This window comes from Pedococcus sp. P2_D9, assembly GCF_056404275.1.
Window position 1 is genome coordinate 287003 of the sequence record NZ_JBFUEI010000001.1, and the last position, 24169, is coordinate 311171.

The 24169-nt window shown below is 70.5% G+C and carries 23 protein-coding genes; 21 read left to right on the top strand and 2 right to left on the bottom strand.

Annotated features, from left to right (window positions below):
- Positions 1-8: 8 nt before the first annotated feature.
- From AC1DXJ_RS01340 to AC1DXJ_RS01390, 11 genes are read left to right on the top strand one after another with little or no spacing between them, the layout of a single operon-like run.
- Positions 9-3047 (top strand): helix-turn-helix transcriptional regulator, encoded by a 3039-nt coding sequence (locus AC1DXJ_RS01340; RefSeq protein WP_477636192.1) that lies wholly within the window; start codon positions 9-11, stop codon positions 3045-3047.
- Between the two features lie 59 nt (positions 3048-3106).
- Positions 3107-3901, top strand: coding sequence for a helix-turn-helix transcriptional regulator (locus tag AC1DXJ_RS01345; RefSeq protein ID WP_477636193.1), 795 nt, complete (start codon positions 3107-3109; stop codon positions 3899-3901).
- Positions 3898-5319 carry a Fe-S cluster assembly protein SufB gene (gene sufB / locus AC1DXJ_RS01350; RefSeq protein WP_477636194.1) on the top strand — a complete coding sequence of 474 codons (1422 nt, stop codon included), beginning with the start codon at positions 3898-3900 and terminating at the stop codon, positions 5317-5319. Before AC1DXJ_RS01345 ends, sufB begins: the two co-directional genes overlap by 4 nt.
- On the top strand, positions 5316-6518 hold the full coding sequence (gene sufD, locus AC1DXJ_RS01355; RefSeq protein WP_477612839.1) for a Fe-S cluster assembly protein SufD: 1203 nt from the start codon (positions 5316-5318) through the stop codon (positions 6516-6518). The genes sufB and sufD overlap by 4 nt, the downstream gene beginning before the upstream one ends.
- Positions 6515-6871: a non-heme iron oxygenase ferredoxin subunit gene (locus tag AC1DXJ_RS01360; RefSeq protein ID WP_477612840.1), complete on the top strand. Its 357-nt coding sequence runs from the start codon at positions 6515-6517 to the stop codon at positions 6869-6871. The genes sufD and AC1DXJ_RS01360 overlap by 4 nt, the downstream gene beginning before the upstream one ends.
- A 25-nt stretch (positions 6872-6896) precedes the next feature.
- Positions 6897-7655 carry a Fe-S cluster assembly ATPase SufC gene (sufC, locus tag AC1DXJ_RS01365; protein ID WP_477612841.1) on the top strand — a complete coding sequence of 253 codons (759 nt, stop codon included), beginning with the start codon at positions 6897-6899 and terminating at the stop codon, positions 7653-7655.
- A 29-nt stretch (positions 7656-7684) separates the two neighbouring features.
- The gene (locus tag AC1DXJ_RS01370; RefSeq protein ID WP_477636195.1) at positions 7685-8983 is read left to right on the top strand and encodes a SufS family cysteine desulfurase; all 1299 of its coding nucleotides are present in this window, start codon (positions 7685-7687) and stop codon (positions 8981-8983) included.
- Positions 8983-9519: a Fe-S cluster assembly sulfur transfer protein SufU gene (gene sufU / locus AC1DXJ_RS01375; RefSeq protein ID WP_477636196.1), complete on the top strand. Its 537-nt coding sequence runs from the start codon at positions 8983-8985 to the stop codon at positions 9517-9519. Before AC1DXJ_RS01370 ends, sufU begins: the two co-directional genes overlap by 1 nt.
- Positions 9516-9845, top strand: coding sequence for a metal-sulfur cluster assembly factor (locus tag AC1DXJ_RS01380; protein WP_477616457.1), 330 nt, complete (start codon positions 9516-9518; stop codon positions 9843-9845). Before sufU ends, AC1DXJ_RS01380 begins: the two co-directional genes overlap by 4 nt.
- On the top strand, positions 9779-10378 hold the full coding sequence (locus tag AC1DXJ_RS01385) for an acVLRF1 family peptidyl-tRNA hydrolase (RefSeq protein WP_477612845.1): 600 nt from the start codon (positions 9779-9781) through the stop codon (positions 10376-10378). Before AC1DXJ_RS01380 ends, AC1DXJ_RS01385 begins: the two co-directional genes overlap by 67 nt.
- Positions 10379-10397: 19 nt before the next feature.
- On the top strand, positions 10398-10763 hold the full coding sequence (locus AC1DXJ_RS01390) for a hypothetical protein (protein ID WP_477612846.1): 366 nt from the start codon (positions 10398-10400) through the stop codon (positions 10761-10763).
- 11 nt (positions 10764-10774) lie between these two features.
- Here the strand turns inward: AC1DXJ_RS01390 and ypfJ are convergent, their stop codons facing one another.
- A complete protein-coding gene (gene ypfJ, locus AC1DXJ_RS01395; protein ID WP_477612847.1) occupies positions 10775-11701 on the bottom strand; it encodes a KPN_02809 family neutral zinc metallopeptidase in 927 nt (308 codons plus the stop codon).
- Positions 11702-11852: 151 nt separating this feature from the next.
- On the opposite strand from ypfJ, the gene AC1DXJ_RS01400 reads away from it, so the two are divergent.
- From AC1DXJ_RS01400 to AC1DXJ_RS01445, 10 genes are all read left to right on the top strand, one after another.
- A complete protein-coding gene (locus tag AC1DXJ_RS01400) occupies positions 11853-13454 on the top strand; it encodes an ABC-F family ATP-binding cassette domain-containing protein (RefSeq protein ID WP_477636197.1) in 1602 nt (533 codons plus the stop codon).
- 100 nt (positions 13455-13554) lie between these two features.
- The gene (locus tag AC1DXJ_RS01405) at positions 13555-15231 is read left to right on the top strand and encodes a nitrite/sulfite reductase (protein ID WP_477636198.1); all 1677 of its coding nucleotides are present in this window, start codon (positions 13555-13557) and stop codon (positions 15229-15231) included.
- Positions 15228-15431 carry a hypothetical protein gene (locus AC1DXJ_RS01410; protein WP_477636199.1) on the top strand — a complete coding sequence of 68 codons (204 nt, stop codon included), beginning with the start codon at positions 15228-15230 and terminating at the stop codon, positions 15429-15431. Before AC1DXJ_RS01405 ends, AC1DXJ_RS01410 begins: the two co-directional genes overlap by 4 nt.
- Entirely contained in the window at positions 15428-16195 is a 768-nt protein-coding gene (locus tag AC1DXJ_RS01415) for a phosphoadenylyl-sulfate reductase (RefSeq protein ID WP_477636200.1), read from the top strand. Before AC1DXJ_RS01410 ends, AC1DXJ_RS01415 begins: the two co-directional genes overlap by 4 nt.
- Positions 16192-17124 (top strand): sulfate adenylyltransferase subunit CysD, encoded by a 933-nt coding sequence (cysD, locus tag AC1DXJ_RS01420; protein ID WP_477612852.1) that lies wholly within the window; start codon positions 16192-16194, stop codon positions 17122-17124. Before AC1DXJ_RS01415 ends, cysD begins: the two co-directional genes overlap by 4 nt.
- A complete protein-coding gene (locus AC1DXJ_RS01425) occupies positions 17124-18482 on the top strand; it encodes a sulfate adenylyltransferase subunit 1 (RefSeq protein ID WP_477636201.1) in 1359 nt (452 codons plus the stop codon). Before cysD ends, AC1DXJ_RS01425 begins: the two co-directional genes overlap by 1 nt.
- Positions 18482-19768: a uroporphyrinogen-III C-methyltransferase gene (gene cobA / locus AC1DXJ_RS01430; protein ID WP_477636202.1), complete on the top strand. Its 1287-nt coding sequence runs from the start codon at positions 18482-18484 to the stop codon at positions 19766-19768. The genes AC1DXJ_RS01425 and cobA overlap by 1 nt, the downstream gene beginning before the upstream one ends.
- A 10-nt stretch (positions 19769-19778) precedes the next feature.
- Positions 19779-20504: a sirohydrochlorin chelatase gene (locus AC1DXJ_RS01435; RefSeq protein WP_477632120.1), complete on the top strand. Its 726-nt coding sequence runs from the start codon at positions 19779-19781 to the stop codon at positions 20502-20504.
- Positions 20501-21289, top strand: a complete 789-nt coding sequence (locus tag AC1DXJ_RS01440; RefSeq protein WP_477636203.1) for an enoyl-CoA hydratase/isomerase family protein — start codon at positions 20501-20503, stop codon at positions 21287-21289. The genes AC1DXJ_RS01435 and AC1DXJ_RS01440 overlap by 4 nt, the downstream gene beginning before the upstream one ends.
- Positions 21290-21454: 165 nt before the next feature.
- Positions 21455-23323 (top strand): ABC transporter ATP-binding protein, encoded by a 1869-nt coding sequence (locus AC1DXJ_RS01445; protein ID WP_477636304.1) that lies wholly within the window; start codon positions 21455-21457, stop codon positions 23321-23323.
- 19 nt (positions 23324-23342) lie between these two features.
- Here the strand turns inward: AC1DXJ_RS01445 and AC1DXJ_RS01450 are convergent, their stop codons facing one another.
- Complete coding sequence (locus AC1DXJ_RS01450; protein WP_477636204.1) at positions 23343-24137, bottom strand: SURF1 family cytochrome oxidase biogenesis protein; 795 nt, start codon at positions 24135-24137, stop codon at positions 23343-23345.
- Between the last annotated feature and the right edge of the window lie 32 nt (positions 24138-24169).

Below are 24169 nucleotides of genomic sequence, written 5' to 3' on the forward strand. Positions count from 1 at the left end.
GCCGCCCGATGGCGACCACGCTCGACGTCGACACCCACCGCGGCGACCGTCACCCAGCCGAAGCCCACCACGCCGAAACCCACGACACCCTGTCGGAGCCCTCCGACATAATCGGTGTCGTGGGTTTCGAGCGTTCGGCTGCCGGGTTGTTCGTCGGACGTGACGACGAGGCGACAGGGCTCGCCACGCTCCTCGGCATCGACGGTCCGTCAGGCACGGGCCTGGTGCTGCTGTCCGGTGATGCCGGGATCGGCAAGACCCGCATCCTCGCCGAGGTCGCGGCGCGCGCCAGGGCCCAGGACTGGACGGTGCTGGTCGGGCACTGTCTGGGTGAGGCCGGCCAGTCGCTGCCCTACCTGCCGTTCATCGAGGTCCTCGGGCGACTCGACAGCACCTCGCCGGACGTTCTCGACCGCGTCCTGAAGGCTCACCCGGGGCTCTCCCGGTTGGTCCCCGCCCGCCGCACCGAGCCCAACCCCGACGAGGCCGCGGATGCGGCGCTCGACCGCGGCGACCTCGTCGAGGCGGTCCACGCCGCTCTCGACGACCTGGCTTCCGACGCGCCGATCCTGCTCGTGGTGGAGGACGTCCACTGGGCCGACCAGTCCTCCCGCGACCTGTTGACGCTGCTGTTCACGAGGGGTTTCGCTCGTCGGGTGAGCATCGTGGCGTCATACCGCAGCGACGACCTGCACCGGCGCCACCCGTTGCGGACCACGCTCGCCCACTGGTCCCGGCTGGCCGAGGTCGAGCGGCTCGACCTCGCCCCGCTCGGCGACGACGCCGTCCGACAGCTGGTCCGAGGGCTGCAGTCCCAGCCGCTGCCCGAGGACCAGGTGCGTCAGGTGGTCGAGCGGGCCGAGGGCAACGCGTTCTTCACCGAGGAGCTGGTGGCCGCGACGGCGCTCGGGGGGTCCGGCCTGGCCGAGGACCTGTCCCGACTGCTGCTCGTGCGCTTCGACCAGCTCGAGACCTCGGGGCAGCACGTGGTCCGGGTGGCTTCGGCCGCCGGACGCCACGTGTCGCACCGACTGCTGGCGGCCGTCGCCGGTCTCGGCGAGGCCGACCTCGACGCGGGCCTGCGAGACGCGGTCGAGCACCACGTCCTGGTCCCCACGGACACCGGCGGCTACGCCTTCCGCCACGCCCTCTTGGGCGAGACGGTCTATGACGACCTGTTGCCCGGCGAGCGGGTCCGTGCCCACGAGAGGTATGCCGCGGCGCTGGCGCAGGACCGCTCGCTCGGCACCTGGGCAGAGCTGGCCCGGCATGCCACCGCTGCGGGCCAGCGCGAGCAGGCGCGCGAGGCCAGCGTGCAGGCGGGCGACTCCGCCTTGCGCATGGCCGGGCCGGAGGAGGCCTTCCGCCACTTCAAGAACGCCCTCGCGCTGATGCCCGAGAGCGACCCCGACTGTGACGCGGTGACGTTGCGAGCGGCCGCGGCCGCCACCGCGGTCGGGCGCGTCCTCAAGGCGCTCGAGCTGCTCGAGGAGCGACTGGCCCGCCGGGGCCCGCGAGCCGACCCGGCCGGGCGTGCCGAGCTGTTGGCCGCCCTGGCGACGACGGCGCGGATCACCGAGAGCACGCTCGACACGCTGGCGGCGACCAAAGAGGGCCTCGGCCTGCTCGACGGTGTCGACGAGGAACACCCCCAGATCCGGGCCCGGCTGCTCGCGGCCAAGGTGCAGGCCCTCGCCGACCGTGGGCGTGACGGCGAGGCGATCGCCGCCGTCGACGAGGCAGTCGCTGCCGCCGAGGCGTCCGGGTTGCACGACGTGGCCGACGAGGTGCGGGTCGTGGAGGCGCGCATCCTCGAACGCGCCGGCGATCCCGAGACCTCCCGGGCGACCCTCGAGCGGATCATCGCGACCTCCAGGACTCCCGGCGACCCTGCCGAGGTCCGGGCCTACCACCACCTCGGCTGGCTGCACCACCGCGCGGGACGCCTCGACGAGGCGGTCGACGTCTACCGGCGTGGGGTCGAGCGCGCTCGGGGTGCGGGGCGACCCTGGGCCCCCTATGCCTTCGACGGCCGGTTGCTGGCCGGGATCGCCGCCTACGAACGGGGCCGGTGGTCGGAGGCCCTCGAGATCCTCGACGTCTCGAGCGAGGTTCCGCCCGAGCCCGCCCGGTCGATGCTCATGGGGGCGCGGATGTACGTCGCCGCGGCTCAGGGGGACTTCTCTGCCGTGGCGGGGTACGAGGCGTCCCGGCCGTGGTGGGAACAGGAGGGCCTGGTCCCTCTGCTGTCGGGCAGCGCCGCCATCGACCTCTACGGTCACGCCGACGACCTCGCCTCTGCCATCAGGGTGCACGACGAGGTGGTCGACGTGCTGAACCGTGTCTGGTACCCCCTGTTCCAGGGCCAGCTGCGGCTGGACGCCCTGCTGCTCGGCCAGCTGGGCAGCCACATCCAGCGGGTGCCGACCTCGGATCGCGCAGCCCTGTTGTCACGGGGCGCCGAGCTGGCCGAGTCCGCATCGCAGGTCTGGGACCGCGCGACGACGCGGCCCGGCAACGACGGACCCGAGTCCACCGCCTGGAGGGCGCGCGCCCGGGCCGAGGCCCTGCGGCTGGAGTGGCTGGGGGGAGCCGAGGTCGACCCCGCGCCCCTCGTCGAGGCCTGGCAGGACGCGGTGGACACCTTCGACGCCTACGGGCATCCCTACGAGGCAGCGCGCTCACGGGCCCGCCTCGGCACCATCCTGAAGTCGACCGGCGACCCGCGCGGCTCGGACGAGCTCAAGGCCGCGCTCGAGGTGGCCCAGCGGCTCGGAGCCGAACCGCTCCGGGCCGAGATCCGGCTCGGTGGGGGAGTCCGGACCACGCCGAAGGCGGCCTCACGGCTCGGTGAGGCCCTGACGAGCCGTGAGGCCGAGATCCTCGCGCTGGTCGCCCTCGGCCGCAGCAACCGGCAGATCGGCACCCAGCTGTTCATCAGCGCCAAGACCGCCAGCGTGCACGTGTCCAACATCATCGCCAAGCTCGGGGTGGCCGGCCGGGGCGAGGCAGTGGCCGTCGCGCGAGAGCGTGGCCTGCTGGGCTGAGCGAGGGTTAGGTTCACCTTGCTTTCCCTTGCGCCGGGTATTTACGTAACATCGGCGTTGTGAATATCCCGGTGTCCGTCGCGACGACCCACGGGGCCCCTGCGGTCCTGGAGTCACGCACGCGCGACCGGATCCTCCAGGTGATCAGCGAACGCGGTCCCATCACGGCCGCGACGCTGGCCCTGGACCTCGGGCTCACCGCCCCCGCCGTGCGTCGTCACCTCGAGAACCTCGAGGACGCCGGCCTCATCGCCACGCACGAGGTGGCCCCCGGTGTTCGCGGTCGCGGCCGCCCGGCACGCTCGTTCGTGTTGAGCGACGCGGGCCACCAGGGCCTCGAGTCCGACTACGACCACCTGGCCACCGAAGCCCTGCGGTTCCTGTCGCGGGAGTCCGGCCAGGACGCAGTGCGCCGGTTCGCCGAGTCACGCGTGGCCGAGCTCGAGGGCCGGTATGCCGCCGAGCTGGCTGCCGCCGGCCCCGGCACCGCCGCTCGCGTGGACGCCCTCGTCGGCGCCCTCACGCGCGACGGTTTCGCCGCCTCGGCCCGCCCCGTGGGCGAGCCGGGCTCCACGAGCCCGTTCACCGGCATACAGCTGTGCCAGGGGCACTGCCCCGTCCAGCACGCGGCTCGGGAATTTCCGCAGTTCTGTGACGCTGAGACTGATGCGTTCTCGCGGCTGCTCGGCGTGCACGTGCAGCGCCTGGCGACGCTCGCCCACGGAGACCACGTCTGCACGACGTTCGTCCCGACCAGCAAGCCCGTCACCTCTAAGCCCGCCACGACCACCACAACCACCACGACTGCTGTCACACCAACACCTGTTACACCAACAGAAGGGGCCACGCGATGAGCACCAACATCGAGGAGCGGAACCCGGGTCTGAAGGACCTGGGACGCTACGAGTACGGCTGGGCCGACAGCGACACCGCTGGCGCCACGGCCAAGCGTGGCCTCAACGAGGACGTCGTGCGCGACATCTCCGGCCGCAAGAGCGAGCCCCAGTGGATGCTCGACCTGCGGCTGAAGTCGCTGCGCCTGTTCGGCAAGAAGCCGATGCCCAACTGGGGCAGCGACCTCACCGGCATCGACTTCCAGAACATCAAGTACTTCGTGAAGTCGACGGAGAAGCAGGCGACCTCGTGGGACGAGCTCCCCGAGGACATCAAGAACACCTACGACCGGCTGGGCATCCCGGAGGCCGAGAAGCAGCGCCTCGTCTCCGGTGTCGCGGCGCAGTACGAGTCCGAGGTCGTCTACCACCAGATCCGTGAGGACCTGGAGGAAAAGGGTGTCATCTTCGTCGACACCGACACCGGCCTGCGCGAGCACGAGGACCTGTTCCGCGAGTACTTCGCGTCGGTCATCCCCGCCGGTGACAACAAGTTCGCCGCGCTCAACACCGCCGTCTGGTCGGGTGGCTCGTTCATCTACGTCCCGCCGGGCGTCCACGTCGACATCCCCCTGCAGGCCTACTTCCGGATCAACACCGAGAACATGGGCCAGTTCGAGCGCACGCTGATCATCGCCGACGAGGGCTCCTACGTGCACTACGTCGAGGGCTGCACCGCACCGATCTACAAGTCCGACTCGCTGCACTCCGCGGTCGTCGAGATCGTCGTGAAGAAGAACGCCCGCGTTCGGTACACGACCATCCAGAACTGGTCCAACAACGTCTACAACCTCGTCACCAAGCGGGCGACCGCGGCCGAGGGCGCGACGATGGAGTGGATCGACGGCAACATCGGCTCCAAGGTCACCATGAAGTACCCGGCGGTCTTCCTCCTCGGCGAGCACGCCAAGGGTGAGACGCTGTCCATCGCCTTCGCGGGTGAGGGTCAGCACCAGGACGCCGGCGCCAAGATGGTGCACGCGGCCCCCAACACCTCCTCGACCATCGTCTCCAAGTCGGTGGCCCGTGGCGGCGGGCGCACGTCCTACCGCGGACTCGTGCAGATCCTCGAGGGTGCCCACGGCTCCCGCTCGAGCGTGGTCTGCGACGCCCTGCTGGTCGACACGATCAGCCGCTCGGACACCTACCCCTACGTCGACATCCGCGAGGACGACGTGACGATGGGCCACGAGGCGACCGTCTCCAAGGTGTCCGAGGACCAGATGTTCTACCTCATGTCCCGCGGGATGACCGAGGAAGAGGCCATGGCCATGATCGTGCGCGGGTTCGTCGAGCCCATCGCGCGTGAGCTGCCCATGGAGTACGCCCTCGAGCTCAACCGCCTGATCGAGCTCCAGATGGAAGGAGCAGTGGGTTGAGCCTGCTGGCCCAGAAGAACCCCGAAGCGCCGGCGGGGTCCCACGAGGACTCCGCCGCCGCATTCGTCCCCGACCAGTCGAGGGCCGAGCGCAAGACCTCGTATGCCGTGGACGACTTCGCCGTCCCCGGTGGCCGAGAGGAGGCGTGGCGGTTCACCCCGGTGGACCGGCTGTCCGCACTCTTCCAGGTCGCGCCCACCCAGGCCGACAAGGTCACCGTCGACATCCAGGCGCCGGCCGAGGTGACCACCTCGCTGGTGGACCCGAGGTCTGCCGGCGTGCTGGTCCCCGCCGACCGCGCCGCCGCGGTCGCGTGGGCCGGTGAGGCGCAGGCGACCCAGGTGTCCATCCCGGCCGAGTCGGAGCTCGCCGAGCCGGTGCGGATCACCGTCACCGCGACGGACTTCGCCCGCGTCAACGGCCACCTCGTCATCGACGCCGGGCGCCACAGCAAGGCCACCGTGGTGCTCACGCACCGCGGGTCGGCCGAGTGCGGGGCCAACGTCGAGCTCAAGGTCGGCGACGGCGCGGACCTGACCTTCGTCACGGTGCAGGAGTGGGACGACGACGCCCACCACGTCACCCAGAACGACGCCCTGATCGGTCGCGACGCCCGCCTGCGCCACATCGCCGTGACCCTCGGCGGCAAGGTCGTCCGGGTCTCGACGAACGCCCGCTACTCGGGCCCCGGTGGCTCCTTCGAGGGGCTCGGCGTCTACTTCGCCGACGCCGGTCAGCACCAGGAGCACCGCCTCTTCGTCGACCACGAGGCGCCGCACTGCCACTCCAACGTCGAGTACAAGGGCGCGCTCCAGGGCGACACCGCCCACACCGTCTGGGTGGGTGACGTGCTCATCCGTGCCAGCGCCGAGGGCACCGACACCTACGAGCTCAACCGCAACCTCGTGCTCACCGAGGGTGGTCGCGCCGACTCCATCCCGAACCTCGAGATCGAGACCGGCGAGATCGTCGGTGCCGGACACGCCTCGGCGACCGGCCGCTTCGACGACGAGCAGCTGTTCTACCTCATGGCACGCGGCATCCCCGAGGACGTCGCCCGTCGGCTGGTGGTCCGCGGTTTCTTCGCGAGCATCGTCGCCCGCATCGGGGTCCCCGAGATCTCCGAGCACCTCATGGAGGTCATCGACGCCGAGCTCGGCGCGGTGCCCGGCATCGCGGCGATCGAGGACGTCGCGTGAGCGCCGTCTCCGAGCTGGTGCCCGACGAGGCCGAGTTCGTGCGCGTCTGCCGCGTCGACGAGCTCCCCGAGCGGGGCGCGGCTGCCGCGGACATCAACGGCACGATCATGGCGATCATCCGCACCGAGAGCGGCGAGATCCACGCGGTCGACGACACCTGCAGCCACGCCAACGTCTCCCTGTCCGAGGGTGAGCTGGACGGCTGCACGCTGGAGTGCTGGCTGCACGGCTCCCGGTTCGACATCCGCACCGGCGAGCCCTCCGGGCCGCCCGCGATCGTGCCGATCAACGTCTACCCCGTCCGGGTCGAGAACGACGAGGTCTTCGTCAGCCCGACCCCCCTGAACGCCTGACACACAGAAGGAAAACGAGAAACCCATGGCAACACTTGAGATTCGTGGCCTGACGGTCACCGTCGACGTCGAGGACGGCACCAAGGAGATCCTGCGCGGGGTCGACCTCACCGTGAAGTCCGGTGAGACCCACGCGATCATGGGCCCCAACGGCTCGGGCAAGTCCACGCTGGCCTACTCGATCGCTGGCCACCCCAAGTACACGGTCACCGGCGGCACCGTCACCCTCGACGGTGAGGACGTGCTGGCCATGAAGGTCGACGAGCGCGCACGCGCTGGCCTGTTCCTCGCCATGCAGTACCCCGTCGAGGTCCCTGGCGTGACCGTCAGCAACTTCCTGCGCACGGCCAAGACCGCCATCGACGGTCAGGCCCCCAAGCTGCGCACCTGGGTCAAGGACATGAAGGGCGCCATGGAGGCGCTGCGGATGGACCCGACCTTCGCCGAGCGGAACGTCAACGAGGGTTTCTCCGGTGGCGAGAAGAAGCGCCACGAGATCCTCCAGATGGAGCTGCTGAAGCCCTCCATCGCGATCCTCGACGAGACCGACTCCGGCCTGGACGTCGACGCCCTGCGCGTGGTCTCCGAGGGGGTCAACCGGGCCAAGCAGAACAGCGAGGTCGGCGTCCTGCTCATCACGCACTACACGCGGATCCTGCGCTACATCAAGCCCGACTTCGTGCACGTCTTCGTCGACGGCCGGATCGTCGAGGAGGGTGGTCCCGAGCTGGCCGACCGCCTCGAGGCCGAGGGCTACGACCGCTACCTCGCCACCCAGGCCTGAGCGCCACACCCAGCCACGCGGCATACCCCATGAGTGCAACGACCTTCAGCGACGGGGAGCTGGCCCGCATCCGGGCCGGCTTCCCGATCCTGTCGCGCACCGTTCGCGACGGGAAGCCGCTGGTCTACCTCGACTCCGGTGCCACGTCGCAGCGGTATGCCGGTGCGCTCGACGTCGAGCGCGCCTTCAGCGAGCAGGTCAACAGCGCGGTGCACCGCGGGGCGCACCAGCTCAGCGAGGAAGCCACCGACGCCTACGAAGGCGCCCGCGCGAAGGCTGCGCGGTTCGTCGGGGGAGCGGACGACGAGGTGGTGTTCACCAAGAACGCCACCGAGTCCCTGAACCTCGTGGCTTACGCCTTCTCGAACTCCGTTGCGGGACAAGCCAAGGATCCTCGGCTCGACCTCGGTGAGGGTGACGAGATCCTCGTCACCGAGATGGAGCACCACGCCAACCTCGTGCCCTGGCAGGAGCTCGCCCGGCGCACCGGCGCGACCCTGCGCTGGGTGGGAGTGACCGACGAGGGGCGGCTCGACCTCGACGGACGGCACGGCCCGGCGTTGGGGGAGCTGCTCACGGAGCGCACCAAGGTCTTCGCGTTCACGCACGTCTCGAACGTGCTCGGCACCATCAACCCGGTCCGGGAGCTCGCTGCCGCCGCACGAGCCGTTGGTGCCCTGACGGTTCTGGACGCCTGTCAGTCGGCGCCCCACCTCGCGCTCGACGTGGCCGACCTCGGTGTCGACTTCGCGGCCTTCTCCGGCCACAAGATGTTCGGCCCCACCGGGGTCGGGGTGCTGTGGGGTCGTGGCGAGCTGCTGCACGCCATGCCACCCTTCATCACCGGCGGCTCGATGATCGAGACCGTGCGGATGGAGGCGACCACCTACGCACCGCCGCCCCAGCGCTTCGAGGCCGGTTCGCCCAACTCGGCGCAGGCCGTCGGGCTCGGCGCCGCCATCGACTACCTCGACGAGCTGGGCCTGGACCGCATCGCGGCCCACGAGCACGCGCTGACCGAGCGACTCCTGGCGGGCCTCGCGGAGCGGCCGTGGGTGCGCATCGTCGGTCCGGCCGAGGCGGTCGACCGGGTGGGTGCGGTCGCCTTCGACGTGCAGGGGGTGCACGCCCACGACGTCGGGCAGGTGCTGGACGACCAGGGCGTCGCCGTGCGCGTCGGACACCACTGCGCCTGGCCGCTGCACCGCCGGATGGGCGTGACCGCGACGACGCGGGCCACCCTCGCGGCCTACAACGCGCCGGCTGAGGTCGACACGCTGCTCGACGCGCTCGACCGCGTCCCGGCGATCTTCGGGGTGGCGAGCTGATGGACCTCTACCAGGAGCTCATCCTCGAGCACTCCAAGCGCCCGCTGCACGCCGGTTTGCGCGAGCCCTTCGAGGCCGAGGTCCACCACGTCAACCCGACCTGCGGCGACGAGGTGACCCTGCGCGTGCACGTCGAGGGCAGCGGCAGCGACGCCGTCGTCAAGGACATCTCCTACGACGCGCTGGGCTGCTCCATCTCCACGGCCTCCACCAGTGTGCTGGCCGACGAGGTCATCGGGCACACCGTCGCCGAGGCGATGACCACGCACGAGGCGATGCGCACGATGCTCACCTCCAAGGGTGCCGACCCCGGTGACGAGGAGGTCATCGGTGACGGGGTCGCCTTTGCGGGGGTCAGCAGGTACCCGGCGCGGGTGAAGTGTGCTCTGCTGGGATGGATGGCGTTCACGGACGCGTTGCACCGAGCAGGCCATGACACCAAGAGCAGTGACACAGCCAGCACGACCGGCAGCACGACCGGCAGCACGAACAGCGACACGAGCACCGACACGGCAACCAGCAAGGACAAGTCATGAGTGAGACGACCACAGCCTCCCCCAACGTCGCGGACGTCGAAGAGGCGATGCGCGACGTCGTCGACCCCGAGCTCGGGATCAACGTCGTCGACCTCGGCCTCGTCTACGGCATCACGGTGGACGCGCAGAAGCATGCCGTCCTCGACATGACGCTCACCTCGGCGGCCTGCCCGCTGACCGACGTCATCGAGGACCAGACGCAGCAGGCTCTGGAGGGCCTGGTCGCGTCCTACCGCGTCAACTGGGTCTGGATGCCGCCGTGGGGCCCCGACAAGATCACCGACGACGGTCGCGAGCAGCTGCGCGCCCTGGGGTTCAACCTCTGACCGGTCCCAGGCCGAGAGTCGTCGACGTCGCCCCCGAACGGCTTGACGGCTGGCTGGAGCGGTTCGCCGCCAACAACGAGGGCTCGGCGACGCCGCAGCTCATCACGGGACGTGACGAGTTCTCGCACGACCCGTTAGGAGTGCTCCTCATCCGACGCGGTGGGTATGCCGTGGGCTTGGCGCACGGGGCCACCTTCACCGAGTCCAAGGTGGGCACACGACACGTGCAGTCCCGCACGGCTGCCGGTGGCTGGTCCCAGCAGCGCTTCGCGCGGCGACGGGGCAACCAGGCCGACGAGCTGGTCCGTGCGGTCGCCGAGCACACGCTGCGGATCCTGCCGCGCGGCATACCAACCGGTCTGGTGGTCGGCGGCGACAAGGCGCTGGTCCGCGCCGTCCTCGACGACCCAAGGCTCGCGCACCTCGACGCGCTGCCACGCCGTGAGCTCTACGACCTGCCGGACCCCCGGCGGGCGGTGCTCGAGGACGCGCTCTACCGAGGCCGCGCGGTGCGCATCACGATCCAGGACTGATCTGTCGCATGATGGCTGCATGGCGAAGTACAAGGTCAACCGGGCAGCCGTGCGGCACTGCCGCGACCTGATCAAGGCCGGCGAGGTCGTGCTCGACAGCGAGTGGGGCAGCGTGCAGCCCGACGCGGACACCGAGAACGCGTTCCTCGAGGAGCACGGCTGGGACGAGTACCCGAAGTGGTTCCTCGGGCTCACCGAGGGAGCCAACGACGAGACGAAGGCGCGGCACGCCTTCGCCTACGGCGACTTCGGCACGGTGCACCGCAGCGGGCTCATCGCGTGTGTGTACCGCGCCGCGGAGTGGCGCCACAAGGACGTCGAGCTGGCGGCGCACCGGCTGCTCCAGGAGCTCGACAAGGCGCACCCGGGTGCGAAGGACGACTGACCGCAGGTTCCCTACTCGACCGTGGCCGGGCTGAGGGTGTCGCACTGGTTGAGGTCGCCGGTCTTGTAACCGGTGGTGAACCACTGCTGGCGTGCCGCCGCAGACCCGTGTGTCCACGACTCGGGGTTCACCCGGCCCTGGGTCTTCTCCTGGATCCGGTCGTCACCGACCGACGAGGCCGCGGAGAGCGCGTCCTTGATGTCCTTGTCCGTCAGTGGCTTGAGGAAGGCCACCTCGCCGCCGCTCGTGCTCTCACCCTTGGTCTGCGTCGCGTGGTTGGCCCACACACCGCCCAGGCAGTCAGCCATCAGCTCGATGCGGACGCTGCCGCTGTTCTTGCCCTGGGGGTTCTGCTGGGCCTGGTCGAGCAGGCCCAGGATGTCCTGGATGTGGTGGCCGTACTCGTGGGCCACGACGTACTCCTGGGCGAGGGCCCCGCTGCTCGAGCCGAACTGGGAGGACAGGATCTCGAAGAAGCTGACGTCGATGTAGACCTGCTTGTCCAACGGGCAGTAGAACGGGCCGACCTGGTTGCTGGCCGTGCCGCAGGCCGACTGGGTCGAGCCGTTGTAGAGGATCGTCTTGGAAGGCGTGTACTCCCGCTTGTACTTGGGCAGCTCCTGCGCCCAGAAGGCGTTCACCGAGTTGACGGTGGCGATGACGCGGCAGGTGTCGTTCTTGTTGGCGTCGGCACCGGTCTTGCACTCGGCGAACGCGGAACCGTCCTCGGTGCCCCCGGGTTGGACCTGGCCCTGGTCCGACGTGCCCCCGCCGGGGTTGGTCGGGAGGTCGCTCGGGTTGATCCCGAAGATGAGGGCGATGATGAGCAGGATGATGCCGCCGATCCCGCCGCCCACGACCATGCCCCCCGGGGCGCCCCCGCTGCCGCCCGACCCGACCTGCGAGGTGTCGATCTTGACATCGTCGTTGAAGCTCATCTGGCCTCCGCGGTCGTGAGGGCGTGGCTGCCCTGTGCAGCTGTACTGGTCGGTCAACTCTCCCGGTTAGACTAGTGATCTCAACCCCTGCGCGGCGCATCCGCAACTCATCGGAGCGCCCCACCCCACCTGTGATGTCTGGAGTTCCGTCGTGATTGCCGCCAGTGGGATCGAGCTGCGTGCTGGGTCCAGGCTCCTGCTCGACGGCGCGACGTTCCGGATCGCGGCCGGTGACCGGGTCGGCCTCGTGGGCCGCAACGGTGCGGGCAAGACGACCCTGACCAAGGTGCTCGCGGGGCAGGGGCAGCCTGCGGCCGGCTCGGTGACCGCGACCGGCGAAGTGGGCTACCTGCCGCAGGACCCGCGCACCGGTGACCTGCACGTCTTGGCCCGCGACCGCATCCTGTCGGCGCGCGGACTCGACCGGATCATCACCCAGATGCGTGAGGCCGAGGGCGCGATGGCCAGCGCCGACGACGAGACGCGCGACAAGGCCATGCGGCGCTACTCGCGGCTCGAAGGCGAGTTCACCGCCCAGGGCGGGTATGCCGCCGAGTCCGAGGCGGCGACCATCGCCAGTGCCCTGTCGCTCGAGGAGCGGGTGCTGGGCCAGCCGCTCGCCACCCTGTCCGGTGGACAGCGCCGCCGCGTTGAGCTGTCACGCATCCTGTTCTCGGGCGCCGCGACCCTCCTGCTCGACGAGCCGACCAACCACCTCGACGCCGACTCCATCGGCTGGCTGCGCGACTACCTCAAGGGCTACCAGGGTGGGTTGGTGGTGATCAGCCACGACGTCGAGCTGCTCGACGCCGTCGTCAACCGGGTGTTCCACCTCGACGCCAACCGCGGCGAGCTCGACCTCTACAACGTCGGCTGGAAGCCCTACCTCCAGCAGCGCGAGACCGACGAGCGGGCCCGCAAGCGCGAGTACGCCAACGCGACCAAGAAGGCCGCTGCCCTCATGGAGCAGGCAGAGAAGATGCGCGCCAAGGCGACGAAGGCGGTCGCTGCCCAGAACATGATCAAGCGCGCCGAGCGCCTGATGGCCAGCGTCGAGGGGGAGCGGACCAGCGACAAGGTGGCCAAGCTGCGCTTCCCCGATCCTTCCCCGTGCGGGCGCACGCCTCTGCGAGCCTCGGGCCTGTCCCGGTCCTACGGCAGCCAGGAGGTCTTCACCGACGTCGACCTCGCCATCGACCGCGGGTCACGCGTCGTCGTCCTGGGCCTCAACGGTGCAGGCAAGACGACCCTGCTGCGCATGCTGGCCGGCGTCGACATTCCCGACACGGGTCAGGTGGAGCCCGGCCACGGCCTCAAGCTCGGCTACTACGCCCAGGAGCACGAGAACCTCGACGTCTCCCGCACCGTGCTTTCGAACATGAAGTCCGCCGCGCCCGACTCGTTCGGCGAGACCGAGGTCCGCAAGGTCCTCGGGTCGTTCCTGTTCAGCGGTGACGACGTCGACAAGCCCGCCAGCGTCCTGTCAGGCGGGGAGAAGACCCGGCTGTCATTGGCGATGCTCGTCGTGTCCAGCGCCAACGTCCTCCTGCTCGACGAGCCCACGAACAACCTGGACCCCGCGTCGCGCGAGGAGATCCTCGGTGCCCTGCGCACCTACAAGGGGGCGGTGGTGCTGGTCACCCACGACGAGGGAGCCGTCGAGGCGCTGGAACCAGAGCGCATCCTGCTGCTGCCCGACGGCGTCGAGGACCACTGGGGCCAGGACTACCTCGACCTCATCTCGCTGGCCTGACGGGCCCCCTGACCGCGCGGCATACCCACAGGTTTGGTGGGGATTGCGGTCGAATAATGGACGGTTATGCAATCCATAACAGGATTGGCACAATGGTTGGGTGACGCAGACCCCCACGCGACCCCAGCGGCAGGCAGGCAAGGCCACTGGCGCCTGGGCCGACGGCGACCGCACCCCTCTCAACGCCAACGAGGAGTTCAAGCAGGCCGATGACGGCCTCAACGTTCGGGCGCGGATCGAGGAGGTCTACTCCAAGGAGGGGTTCGCCTCCATCACGGGCGAGGACCTGCGCGGGCGGATGCGCTGGTGGGGGCTCTACACCCAGCGCCGTCCCGGCATCGACGGCGGCAAGACCGCCACCCTGGACCCCAGCGAGCTGGACGCCGAGTTCTTCATGCTCCGGGTCCGCAGCGACGGCGGCGCGCTCGACGGGGACCAGCTCCGCACCATCGCCCAGATCAGCACCGAGTTCGCCCGCGACACCGCCGACATCACCGACCGGCAGAACATCCAGCTGCACTGGATCCGGGTCGAGGACGTCCCCGAGATCTGGAAGCGCCTCGAATCCGTCGGACTCACCACTGCGGAGGCGTGTGGCGACACCCCTCGCGTCATCCTGGGCTCCCCGGTGGCCGGCATCGCCGCCGACGAGGTGCTCGACGGGACCCCGGCGGTCCGCGAGATCCTCGAGCGCTACATCGGCAGCCCCGAGTTCTCCAACCTGCCGCGCAAGTTCAAGACCGCCATCTCCGGCAGCCCGAGCCTGGACGTCGCGCACGAGGTCAACGACATCTCGTTCGTCGGGGTCCAGCACCCCGAACACGGTCCCGGGTTCGACCTGTGGGTCGGTGGGGGACTGTCCACCAACCCGATGTTCGCCCAGCGACTCGGCGCGTGGGTGCCGCTCGAGGAGGTCCCCGAGGTCTGGAAGGGCGTCGTCTCGATCTTCCGCGACTACGGCTACCGCCGGCTGCGCAACCGTGCCCGGCTGAAGTTCCTGATGGCCGACTGGGGACCGGAGAAGTTCCGCGAGGTCCTCGAGACGGAGTACCTCGAGCGCACCCTCACCGACGGACCTGCACCACCCCCGCCTTCGGCACACCGTCGCGACCACGTCGGCGTGCACGCCCAGCAGGACGGCAGGTTCTGGGTCGGCGTCGCTCCCATCGCCGGCCGCGTGAGCGGCACCACCCTGGACGCCGTCGCGAAGCTGGCTGCCAAGCACGGCTCGGGTCGCGTGCGGCTCACCGCCCACCAGAAGCTGCTCGTGCTCGACGTTGCGCAGGGCGAGGTCGCCGCCCTCACCGCGGGTCTGGACGAGCTCGGCCTGCCGACCGCCCCCAGCGAGTGGCGACGTGGCCTGATGGCCTGCACCGGCATCGAGTTCTGCAAGCTGGCGCTGGTGGAGACCAAGGCACGTGCCCACACGGTCATCGCCGAGATGGAGCGTCGGCTGCCCGACTTCGACGTGCCGTTCTCGATCCACATCAACGGCTGCCCGAACTCCTGCGCCCGCACCCAGGTCGCCGATGTCGGCCTCAAGGGCATGGTCCAGACCGACGACGACGGCAACCTCGTCGAGATCTTCCAGGTCCACCTCGGCGGCGGCCTCGGCACCGAGCCACAGTTGGCCCGCAAGACCCGTGCCCTCAAGGTCCGCGCCGAGGACCTGCCCGAGTACGTCGAGCGGCTCGCCGGACGGTTCGTCGCGCAGCGAGAGGGCGACGAGTCGTTCGCGCACTGGGCCCATCGCGCCGAGGAGGACGACCTCCGATGAGTGACGAGCCGCGCGGGAGCGTCATCTACTACTGCCCGTTCTGCGCCGAGGAGGACCTGCGACCCGTGGAGGAGCCTCGCGGCGGCTGGCGTTGCAACGCCTGCGCGCGGGTGTTCACCGTCCAGCTGGCGGCCCTCGACACCACCCGCATCCCGGGTCGCCTCCGGGAGGAAGCCGAGCTGCAGGGAGGAAAGCCATGACCGCGGTCACCAGCGACACCCGTCCGGCCGACGCGCTGCGCGCTCTCGCCGCCGAGGGCGGTGACAGGTTCGCCGCGCTCGAGGCGAGCGACGCCGAGACGTCCGGTGACGCGGCATACGAAGCCCGCGTGGAGCTGGCCCGTGAGGCCCTGCGCTGGGCGCAGGAGACGTTCGGTGAGCACCTCACCGTCGCCTCGTCGATGGGCGACGAGGTGCTGGTGCACCTCGTGGGCACCACGATCCCGGGCGCCGACGTGTTCTTCCTCGACACGGGTTACCACTTTGCCGAGACGCTGGGCACCCGCGACGCCTACGAAGCCATGCTGCCCATCACGATCCGCACCATCCTGCCCCTGCTCACGGTGGCCCAGCAGGACGCGAAGTACGGCGAGAAGCTGCACGACCGTGCTCCCGACCAGTGCTGCGCGATGCGCAAGGTCGAGCCGCTCAACCGAGCGCTCTCGACCCACCAGGCCTGGGTGACGGGCATGCGACGGGTGGACGCGCCGACCCGCACCGACATCGGCATCGTCGGGTGGGACGAGCGTCGCGAGATGGTCAAGCTCAACCCCATCGCGGGGTGGACCGACGACGACGTGGACCGCTACGTCGAGGAGCACGGGGTCTTCCTCAACCCGTTGCGGCAGGAGGGCTACACCTCGATCGGGTGCGCCCCGTGCACCCGTCCGGTCGCCGAGGGCGAGGACGCCAGGGCCGGCCGCTGGGCCGGCAAGGACAAGACCGAATGCGGGCTGCACACATGACGACGACCACCGCCGCGCGGGCGCTGCCCGCCGAGTACACCCTCGACCACCTCGACCACCTCGAGTCCGAGGCGATCCACATCTTCCGCGAGGTCGCGGGGGAGTTCGAGCGCCCGGTGATCCTCTTCTCGGGTGGCAAGGACTCGGTCGTGATGGTGCACCTGGCGCTCAAGGCCTTCGCCCCGGCAGCGCTGCCGTTCGCGCTCCTCCACGTCGACACCGGCCACAACTTTCCCGAGGTGCTCGACTACCGGGACGCGACGGTCGAGCGGCTCGGAGTGCGGCTCGTCGTGGCCCACGTGCAGGACTACATCGACGACGGCCGGCTGCGCGAGCGCGCCGACGGCACCCGCAACCCGTTGCAGACGGTCCCGCTGCTCGACGCGATCGAGGCCGGCAAGTTCGACGCGGTCTTCGGCGGAGGCCGCCGCGACGAGGAGAAGGCCAGGGCGAAGGAGCGCGTGTTCAGCCTGCGCGACTCCTTCGGCGCGTGGGACCCGCGTCGCCAGCGTCCGGAGCTCTGGGACCTCTACAACGGCAAGCACGCGGTCGGTGAGCACGTCCGGGTCTTCCCACTGTCCAACTGGACCGAGCTGGACGTCTGGCGCTACATCGAGCGTGAGGGCATCGCGCTGCCGGACCTCTACTACGCCCACGAACGCGAGGTCTTCGCCCGCGACGGCATGTGGCTCGCTCCGGGTGAGTGGGGTGGCCCCAAGGACTCCGAGCGGGTCGAGAGTCGCACGGTCCGCTACCGCACGGTCGGCGACATGAGCTGCACCGGCGCCGTCGACTCGGACGCCACCGACGTGGCCGGCGTGATCCTCGAGCTGGCGGCCTCCCGGCTGACCGAGCGGGGCGCCACGCGGGCCGACGACCGCATGTCCGAGGCCGCCATGGAGGACCGCAAGAAGCAGGGGTACTTCTGATGCCCTCGACCCAGGAAGCGCAGACCCCCGTGACCACTGTCGTCCAGGACCCCTCGGCCCCCGCGCGACGCCACGACCTGCTCAGGCTGGCGACGGCCGGCTCGGTCGACGACGGCAAGTCGACCCTGGTCGGGCGGCTGCTCTACGACACCAAGTCGGTGCTCGCCGACCAGCTCGACGCCGTCGAGCGGGTCAGCCGTGAGCGGGGCCTGGATGCGGCAGACCTCGCGCTGCTCACCGACGGCCTGCGGGCGGAGCGCGAGCAGGGCATCACGATCGACGTGGCCTATCGCTACTTCTCGACGGCGACCCGGTCCTACGTCCTCGCCGACACCCCCGGCCACGTCCAGTACACCCGGAACATGGTCACGGGTGCCTCGACCGCGGAGCTGGCCCTCATCCTGATCGACGCGCGGCACGGGGTGGTCGAGCAGACACGACGCCACCTCGCAGTCACGGGACTGCTGGGTGTCCGTCACGTGGCGGTGGCCGTCAACAAGATGGACCTGGTCGACTGGTCGCAACAGCGGTTCGACGACATCGTCGCCGAGTTCGGCCGCCACGCAACGCGTTTCGGGATCGAGGACGTCGCGGCGGTGCCTGTCTCCGCCCTGTTCGGCGACAACGTCGTCGATCGCTCCGACCGCGCCGCGTGGTACACCGGCCCGACCCTGCTCGAGCACCTCGAGTCGGTGCCGGTCGGCACCGACCCCTCGGCGCAGCCGCTGCGCCTGCCGGTCCAGTACGTCATCCGTCCCCAGGGTGCCGAGCACCCTGACTACCGCGGGTATGCCGGCCGGCTGGCTTCCGGTGTGGTCCGCCCGGGGGACGAGGTCGTCGTCCTGCCCGGCGGCGGCCGCACCACGGTGGCCGGCATCGACCGGGCCCGCGGCGACGGATCGCTGGAGTCGCTCGAGGTGGCCTTCGCCCCCCAGTCGGTGGTGCTCCGCCTCACCGACGACCTCGACGTGTCGCGCGGCGACCTGCTGGCGACTGCTGACGAACCCGGCCTGACGACCCGCAACCTCGCAGGCACCGTGGCGGTCCTGTCGGAACACCCGCTGCGTCAGCGTGACCGCGTGCTGCTGAGGGTCGGCACGCGCACCGTGCGTGCACTGGTGGACGACATCGTGGACCAGCTCGACATCGCGACGATGGAGCACCGCGCAGCGCCTGACGGCCTCGCCCTCAACGCCATCGGTCGGGTCCGCATCCGACTCGCCGAGGACGTCGCCATCGACGACTACCGCGCGCTGCGCCGTACTGGCGCCTTTCTGCTCATCGACGAGGCCGACGGCTCCACCCTCGCGGCCGGCATGGCCGACGCTCCGGACCGCAACGCCGGAGAGGGCATCTGATGAGCTCGCCCAGCTACCCCCTGACCCTCGACCTGACGGGGCGACGGGTGGTGGTCGTCGGTGGTGGACCCGTGGCCGCGCGCCGCACGGCCGGGCTCCTCGAGGCCGGGGCAGCGGTGGACCTCATCGCACCGTTCGTCTGCGAGGACCTGGCGGCACTGGTCAGGACCGACCGGATCACGTGGCAGGAGCGCGACTACGTGGCCAGCGACCTCCTCCAGCCTGAGCCCGCGTGGTTGGTGCACACCGCGACCGGCGACCTGCTCGTCGACGCCCAGGTGGCCCGCGAAGCCGATGCGGGCCGCATCTGGTGCGTGCGCGCCGATGCCGCGGAGGCCTCCTCCGCCTGGACCCCCGCCGTGGCGAGGGGTGTCGCGGGCGCGGCGAGCGACGGCCTCACCATCGCCGTCAGCGCGGGCGGCGACCCCCGTCGCGCGACGGCGGTCCGCGACGCCGTCCTGGCCGCGCTCGACAGCGGCACCCTCCCAGTGCGTCGGGTGCGGCGCGACGGCCCCCAGGATGCCCCGGGGAGCGGCCCCCAGGCCGGTGTGGGACGGGTCGCCCTCGTCGGTGGTGGGCCCGGCGCCGACGACCTCATCACGGTCCGGGGCCGCTCGCTCCTGGCGGCTGCTGACGTGATCGTGACCGATCGGCTGGGCCCGCGAGGGCTGCTCAGCACCGTGGCGGCGGACGTCGAGGTCATCGACGTCGGCAAGACCCCGGGCAACCACCCGGTCAGCCAGTCCCGCATCAACGAGCTCCTGGTGCACCACGCGCAGCTGGGCAAGCGGGTGGTGCGGCTCAAGGGCGGTGACCCGTTCGTCCTCGGTCGGGGAGGCGAGGAGGCGCTGTACTGCGTCGAGCACGGCATCCCGGTCGAGGTCGTGCCCGGAGTGACCTCGGCGGTGTCGGTGCCAGCGGCCGCAGGCATCCCCGTGACGCACCGGGGGATCGCCGCGTCCTTCGTCGTGGCCTCGGCGCACGAGGGCGCCGAGCACGTGTTGGCCGCGGCTGCCGATGCAGCTCCCGACGCGACGCTGGTGCTGCTCATGGGCGTCACCCGGCTGGCCGAGACCGCCGCGGCCCTGATCGCTGCCGGCCGCGCCGCCGACACGCCGGTGGCGCTGGTGGAACGTGGCTGGACCCCGGAGCAGCGCACGACCACCACCACGTTGGCCGATGCCGCCCGTGACGCCGTGGCAGCCGGAGTGCAGGCCCCCGCGGTCGTGGTGGTGGGCCAGGTCGTCAGCCTGCGGGACCGGCTCGGCGACCTGTCGGGGGAGTAGCGTCACGCGGGTGACCACCGAACCCGACATCGTCCTGCTCGCGCACGGGTCGCCGGACCCACGGCACGCCCAGGGCGTCGAAGCCCTGGCCACGCACGTCCGAGAGCTGGTTCCGCACCGCCCGGTGCACACGGCATACCTCGACCACCATCCACCCAGCCCCAGGGACGTCGGGGTGACCCTCGGGTCCCACGCCGTCGTGGTGCCCGTGCTGCTCACGCCCGCCTTCCACGCCAAGGTCGACGTGCCGACAGCCGTCGTCGACCTGACCCAGGCGTCCGGTTCGCAGGTGTCGGTGGCCGCTCCCCTCGGGCCGCACGAGCTGCTGCTCGACGCTGCCGAGGAGCTCCTTGCTGCCCAAGGGATCTCGCCCGATCCGACGACGGCGGTGCTCCTGTATGCCGCGGGCTCCAGTGACAGCGACGCCGTCGCCACCGTGGGACGCACCCTCGCGGAGCACCCACGCGTGGGGTGGGGTCCGTGGAGCGTCGCCGCGCTCGAGGGCGGGTCGACCATCGAACAGCTGCTGCGGCGGCTCCCCGACGAGGTCGAGCGAACCGTGGTGGTGTCCTTCATGGTCGCCGAGGGGATCCTGCGTGACCGCATGGCGCAGCACTGCGGTCGGGCCGGGGTGTCCATGGTGGCTGGGGCACTGGCCCAGACCACGGCGGTGGCCCACCTCGTCCTGGAACGCGCGGACAACGTCCGCGAGCGGGTGGATAGCCTGCCTGTGTGAGCGATGCAGCCAAGCCCCACCCGCACCTGACCGTCTCTCGGGAGGGTGCCGTCCTCACGGTGACCCTCGACAACGCGGCGAGGCGCAACGCCCAGACGCCCAGTCTCTGGGCAGCCCTCGCCGCCGTGGCGACCGGGGTCGACTCGTCCGTGCGGGTGGTCGTGCTGCGCGGCGAGGGACCGTCGTTCTCGGCCGGACTGGACCGGGGCATGCTCGCGCCCGGGGGAGTCCCGGGAGAGGTCGACATGATCGCCATGGCTGCCGAGAGTGCCGGGGCCGCCGCCGAGGTCATCGAGGACTTCCAGCGCGGGTTCTCGGCCTGGGCCGCCGTGCCCGCGGTGGTCGTGGCTGCCGTCCAGGGGCACGCGATCGGTGCCGGGTTCCAGCTGGCCCTCGCGGCGGACCTGCGGGTTGTCGCAGACGACGTGCAGTTCGCCATGAGGGAGACCTCGCTGGGGCTGGTTCCCGACCTGGCCGGCACGACGCCCCTGGTGTCGCTCGTCGGCGTGGCGCGGGCCCTGGAGATCTGCGCCACGGGCCGGTTCGTTGGGGCTGCCGAGGCCGTCGCCAGCGGACTGGCCAACGTCGCCGTGCCGGTGGATGCGCTCGAGGCCACGACGGCCGACCTGGTCGCCGCCCTCCTCGCCGCACCCGAGGCCGCACTGCGTGAGCTCAAACCGTTGCTGCGCAGTGCAGCGTCGACCGATCGCGAGACCCAGCTGCGCCTCGAACGTGAGGCCCAGGGACGGTTGCTGCACGGCCTGGCCGGGCTGTTGTCGCGCTGACCACCCCGACGTCCCGGGGCCCCGCCGGGTGACCAGCAGTGGTTCCCCGGGTTGCGCGCTCGGCGCAATGTCGGTGGCGGGCTGCATGATGGGGAATGCGCCGTCGCGAGCACGGCGTTCCATCGCCATGAGCAGAGGAGACGTTTCTTGAGCCACTCGGGCTGGATGGCCATGCGATCGCTGACCCGCGACGACTCCGTCAAGGACCGCAAGCTGGCACCCGGCACCGCCAAGCGGGTCGGGTCCTACGCGCGACCGTTCCGGCGCGAGATCGGTGTCTTCCTCGTCCTGGTGATCATTGACTCGGCTCTGGTGGTGGCCACGCCGCTGCTGCTCAAGGAGCTGATCGACAGGGGCATCACGCCGCGGGACCGTGGGGTCGTCATCGAGCTCGCGCTCGTCGTGGCTGCCCTCGCCCTGGTCAGCGGCGGGCTGACCCTCCTGGAGCGCTGGTACTCCAGCCGCATCGGAGAGGGGCTGATCTACTCCCTGCGGGTCGAGGTCTTCTCACACGTGCTGCGACAACCCATCGCGTTCTTCACCCGGGCCCAGACGGGAGCCCTGGTGAGCCGCCTCAACAGCGACGTCATCGGCGCCCAGCAGGCGTTCACCTCGGTGCTCTCGAGCGTGGTGAGCAACGTCGTGTCCCTGGTCCTCATCATTGCGACGATGGCCACGCTCTCCTGGCAGCTGACCCTGGCGTCGCTGGCCCTGGTGCCGTTCTTCCTCCTGCCGGCACGGCTCATGGGCAAGCGCCTCGCCGGGCTCGCCCATGCGCAGATGGGCCTCAACGCCGACCTGGGTTCGCGGATGACCGAGCGTTTCAACGTGGCGGGCGCGCTGCTGGTCAAGCTGTTCGGCGAGCCCCGCCGAGAGGACCGTGAGTATGCCGCGCAGGCTGCTGGCGTCCGCGACATGGGCGTGCGGATCTCGATGAACCGCAGCATCTTCTTCGTCGCGCTGACGCTCGTGGCCTCGCTGGCGACGGCGATGGTCTATGGCTTCGGTGGACTGATGGCCGTCAGCGGCACCCTGACCGTGGGCACGCTGCTGGCCCTCACGGCCCTGCTGGCCCGGCTCTACGGACCGCTCACCTCGCTGTCCAACGTGCGCGTCGACGTGATGACCGCGCTCGTGTCCTTCGAGCGGGTCTTCGAGGTGCTCGACCTGCAGCCGTTGGTGACCGAGCGTGCGGATGCCCGACCTCTGTCCCCCGTCCCGGTCCGGGTCGAGGTCGACGGCGTGGCGTTCCGCTACCCCTCGGCCGACGAGGTGTCGCTCGCCTCGCTGGAGAGCGTTGCCGCCGGTGATCGCAAGGGTGGCGGGGTCGTCCTCCGGGACATCACGTTCGAGGCGCAGCCGGGACAGCTCGTCGCCCTGGTCGGTCCCAGTGGAGCAGGCAAGTCGACGATCACTTCGCTCATCGCCCGGCTCTACGACCCCTCCACGGGAGCGGTGCGGATCAACGGTGTCGACCTGCGGGAAGCCACCCTGGAGTCGGTCGCCCAGACCGTGGGAATGGTCACCCAGGAGGCGCACCTGTTCCACGACACCATCCGGGCCAACCTCACGTACGCCGCGCCGAACGCCACCGAAGACGAGCTCGTGGCGGCTCTGAAGGCAGCTCAGGTGTGGTCCCTGGTGGGCTCACTTCCCGAGGGGCTGGAGACGGTCGTGGGCGATCGTGGCCACCGGTTGTCCGGCGGCGAGAAGCAACGCCTGGCCCTGGCGCGCCTGCTGCTCAAGGGGCCGGGTTTGATCGTCCTCGACGAGGCCACCGCCCACCTCGACAGCGAGTCCGAGGCGGCCGTCCAGCGGGCGCTCGACACGGCCCTGCGCGGCCGGACCGCGATCGTGATCGCGCACCGGCTGTCCACGGTCCGGGGCGCGGACCAGATCCTCGTCGTCGACGAGGGTCGCATCGTCGAACGCGGAACCCACCGCGAGCTCATTGCGCGTGGTGGTCTCTACAACGACCTCTACACCACGCAGTTCGCCGACCAGGAGACCCGCGCCAGCGATGTCCCCGCCTGACGCCTGACGACCGGGCTTGTCAGGCGTCCTCCTCGTCCCAGATCCGGACCTTCCTCGGTTTGACGGGGGCGGACCGCTGCGGCGCGTCGTCACCCTCGAGGTACTCGCGGCGGGCGCCGAACCAGACCAGCACGAACCCTGCCACCATCGCGAACCACCACTGGAACGCATAGGCCTGGTGCGGTCCGAGGTCCGTGTCCGGTGGCTCCAGGGCCGTCGGCCGTGCCGGTGCGGTGCCGTCGGGCATCCGCTCCACCTCCAGGACGACGTACGCGCCGAGCAGCTGGGCTCCGACCTGCCGGCTCGCCTCGGCGAGGTTGATGCTCGCGACCTGGCCGGGGGGCAGGCTCTTGCCGAGTGAGGGCTCCGACCGGCGCAGCCAGCCGGTCACCGTGACCGTCCCGGTCGGCGAGGGCACCACGGCCGGCAGGGTCTCGGCGGACTCGGCGTTCATCACCCAGCCGCGGTCGACGAGCACGGTTGCACCCGTGGTTTCGACGAAGGGGACCAGCACCTCGTAGCCATACGTGCCGTCGAAGGGACGGTTGCGGACCAGCAACGTCTTGTCCGCGGCATACCGGCCCTGCATGGTGATCCGGGTCCAGTCCTCGGCGAGCGGCATGGGCCTGGTGCTCAGCACCTCGGTCACCGGACGCGGCTCGGCGTCGTAGTGCGCGTGGATGCGGTCGGCCCGCGCAGCCTTGGCCTCGTACCGGTGCCATTGCCACTGTCCGAGGAAGTACGCGGCGACCGCAAAGGCCAGGGCGACCCCAAAGGCACCCAGCCACCGACGCGATGTGAGCACCTTGACCACTGCTTCACGGTACCCGGCTTAGGCTAGGGACC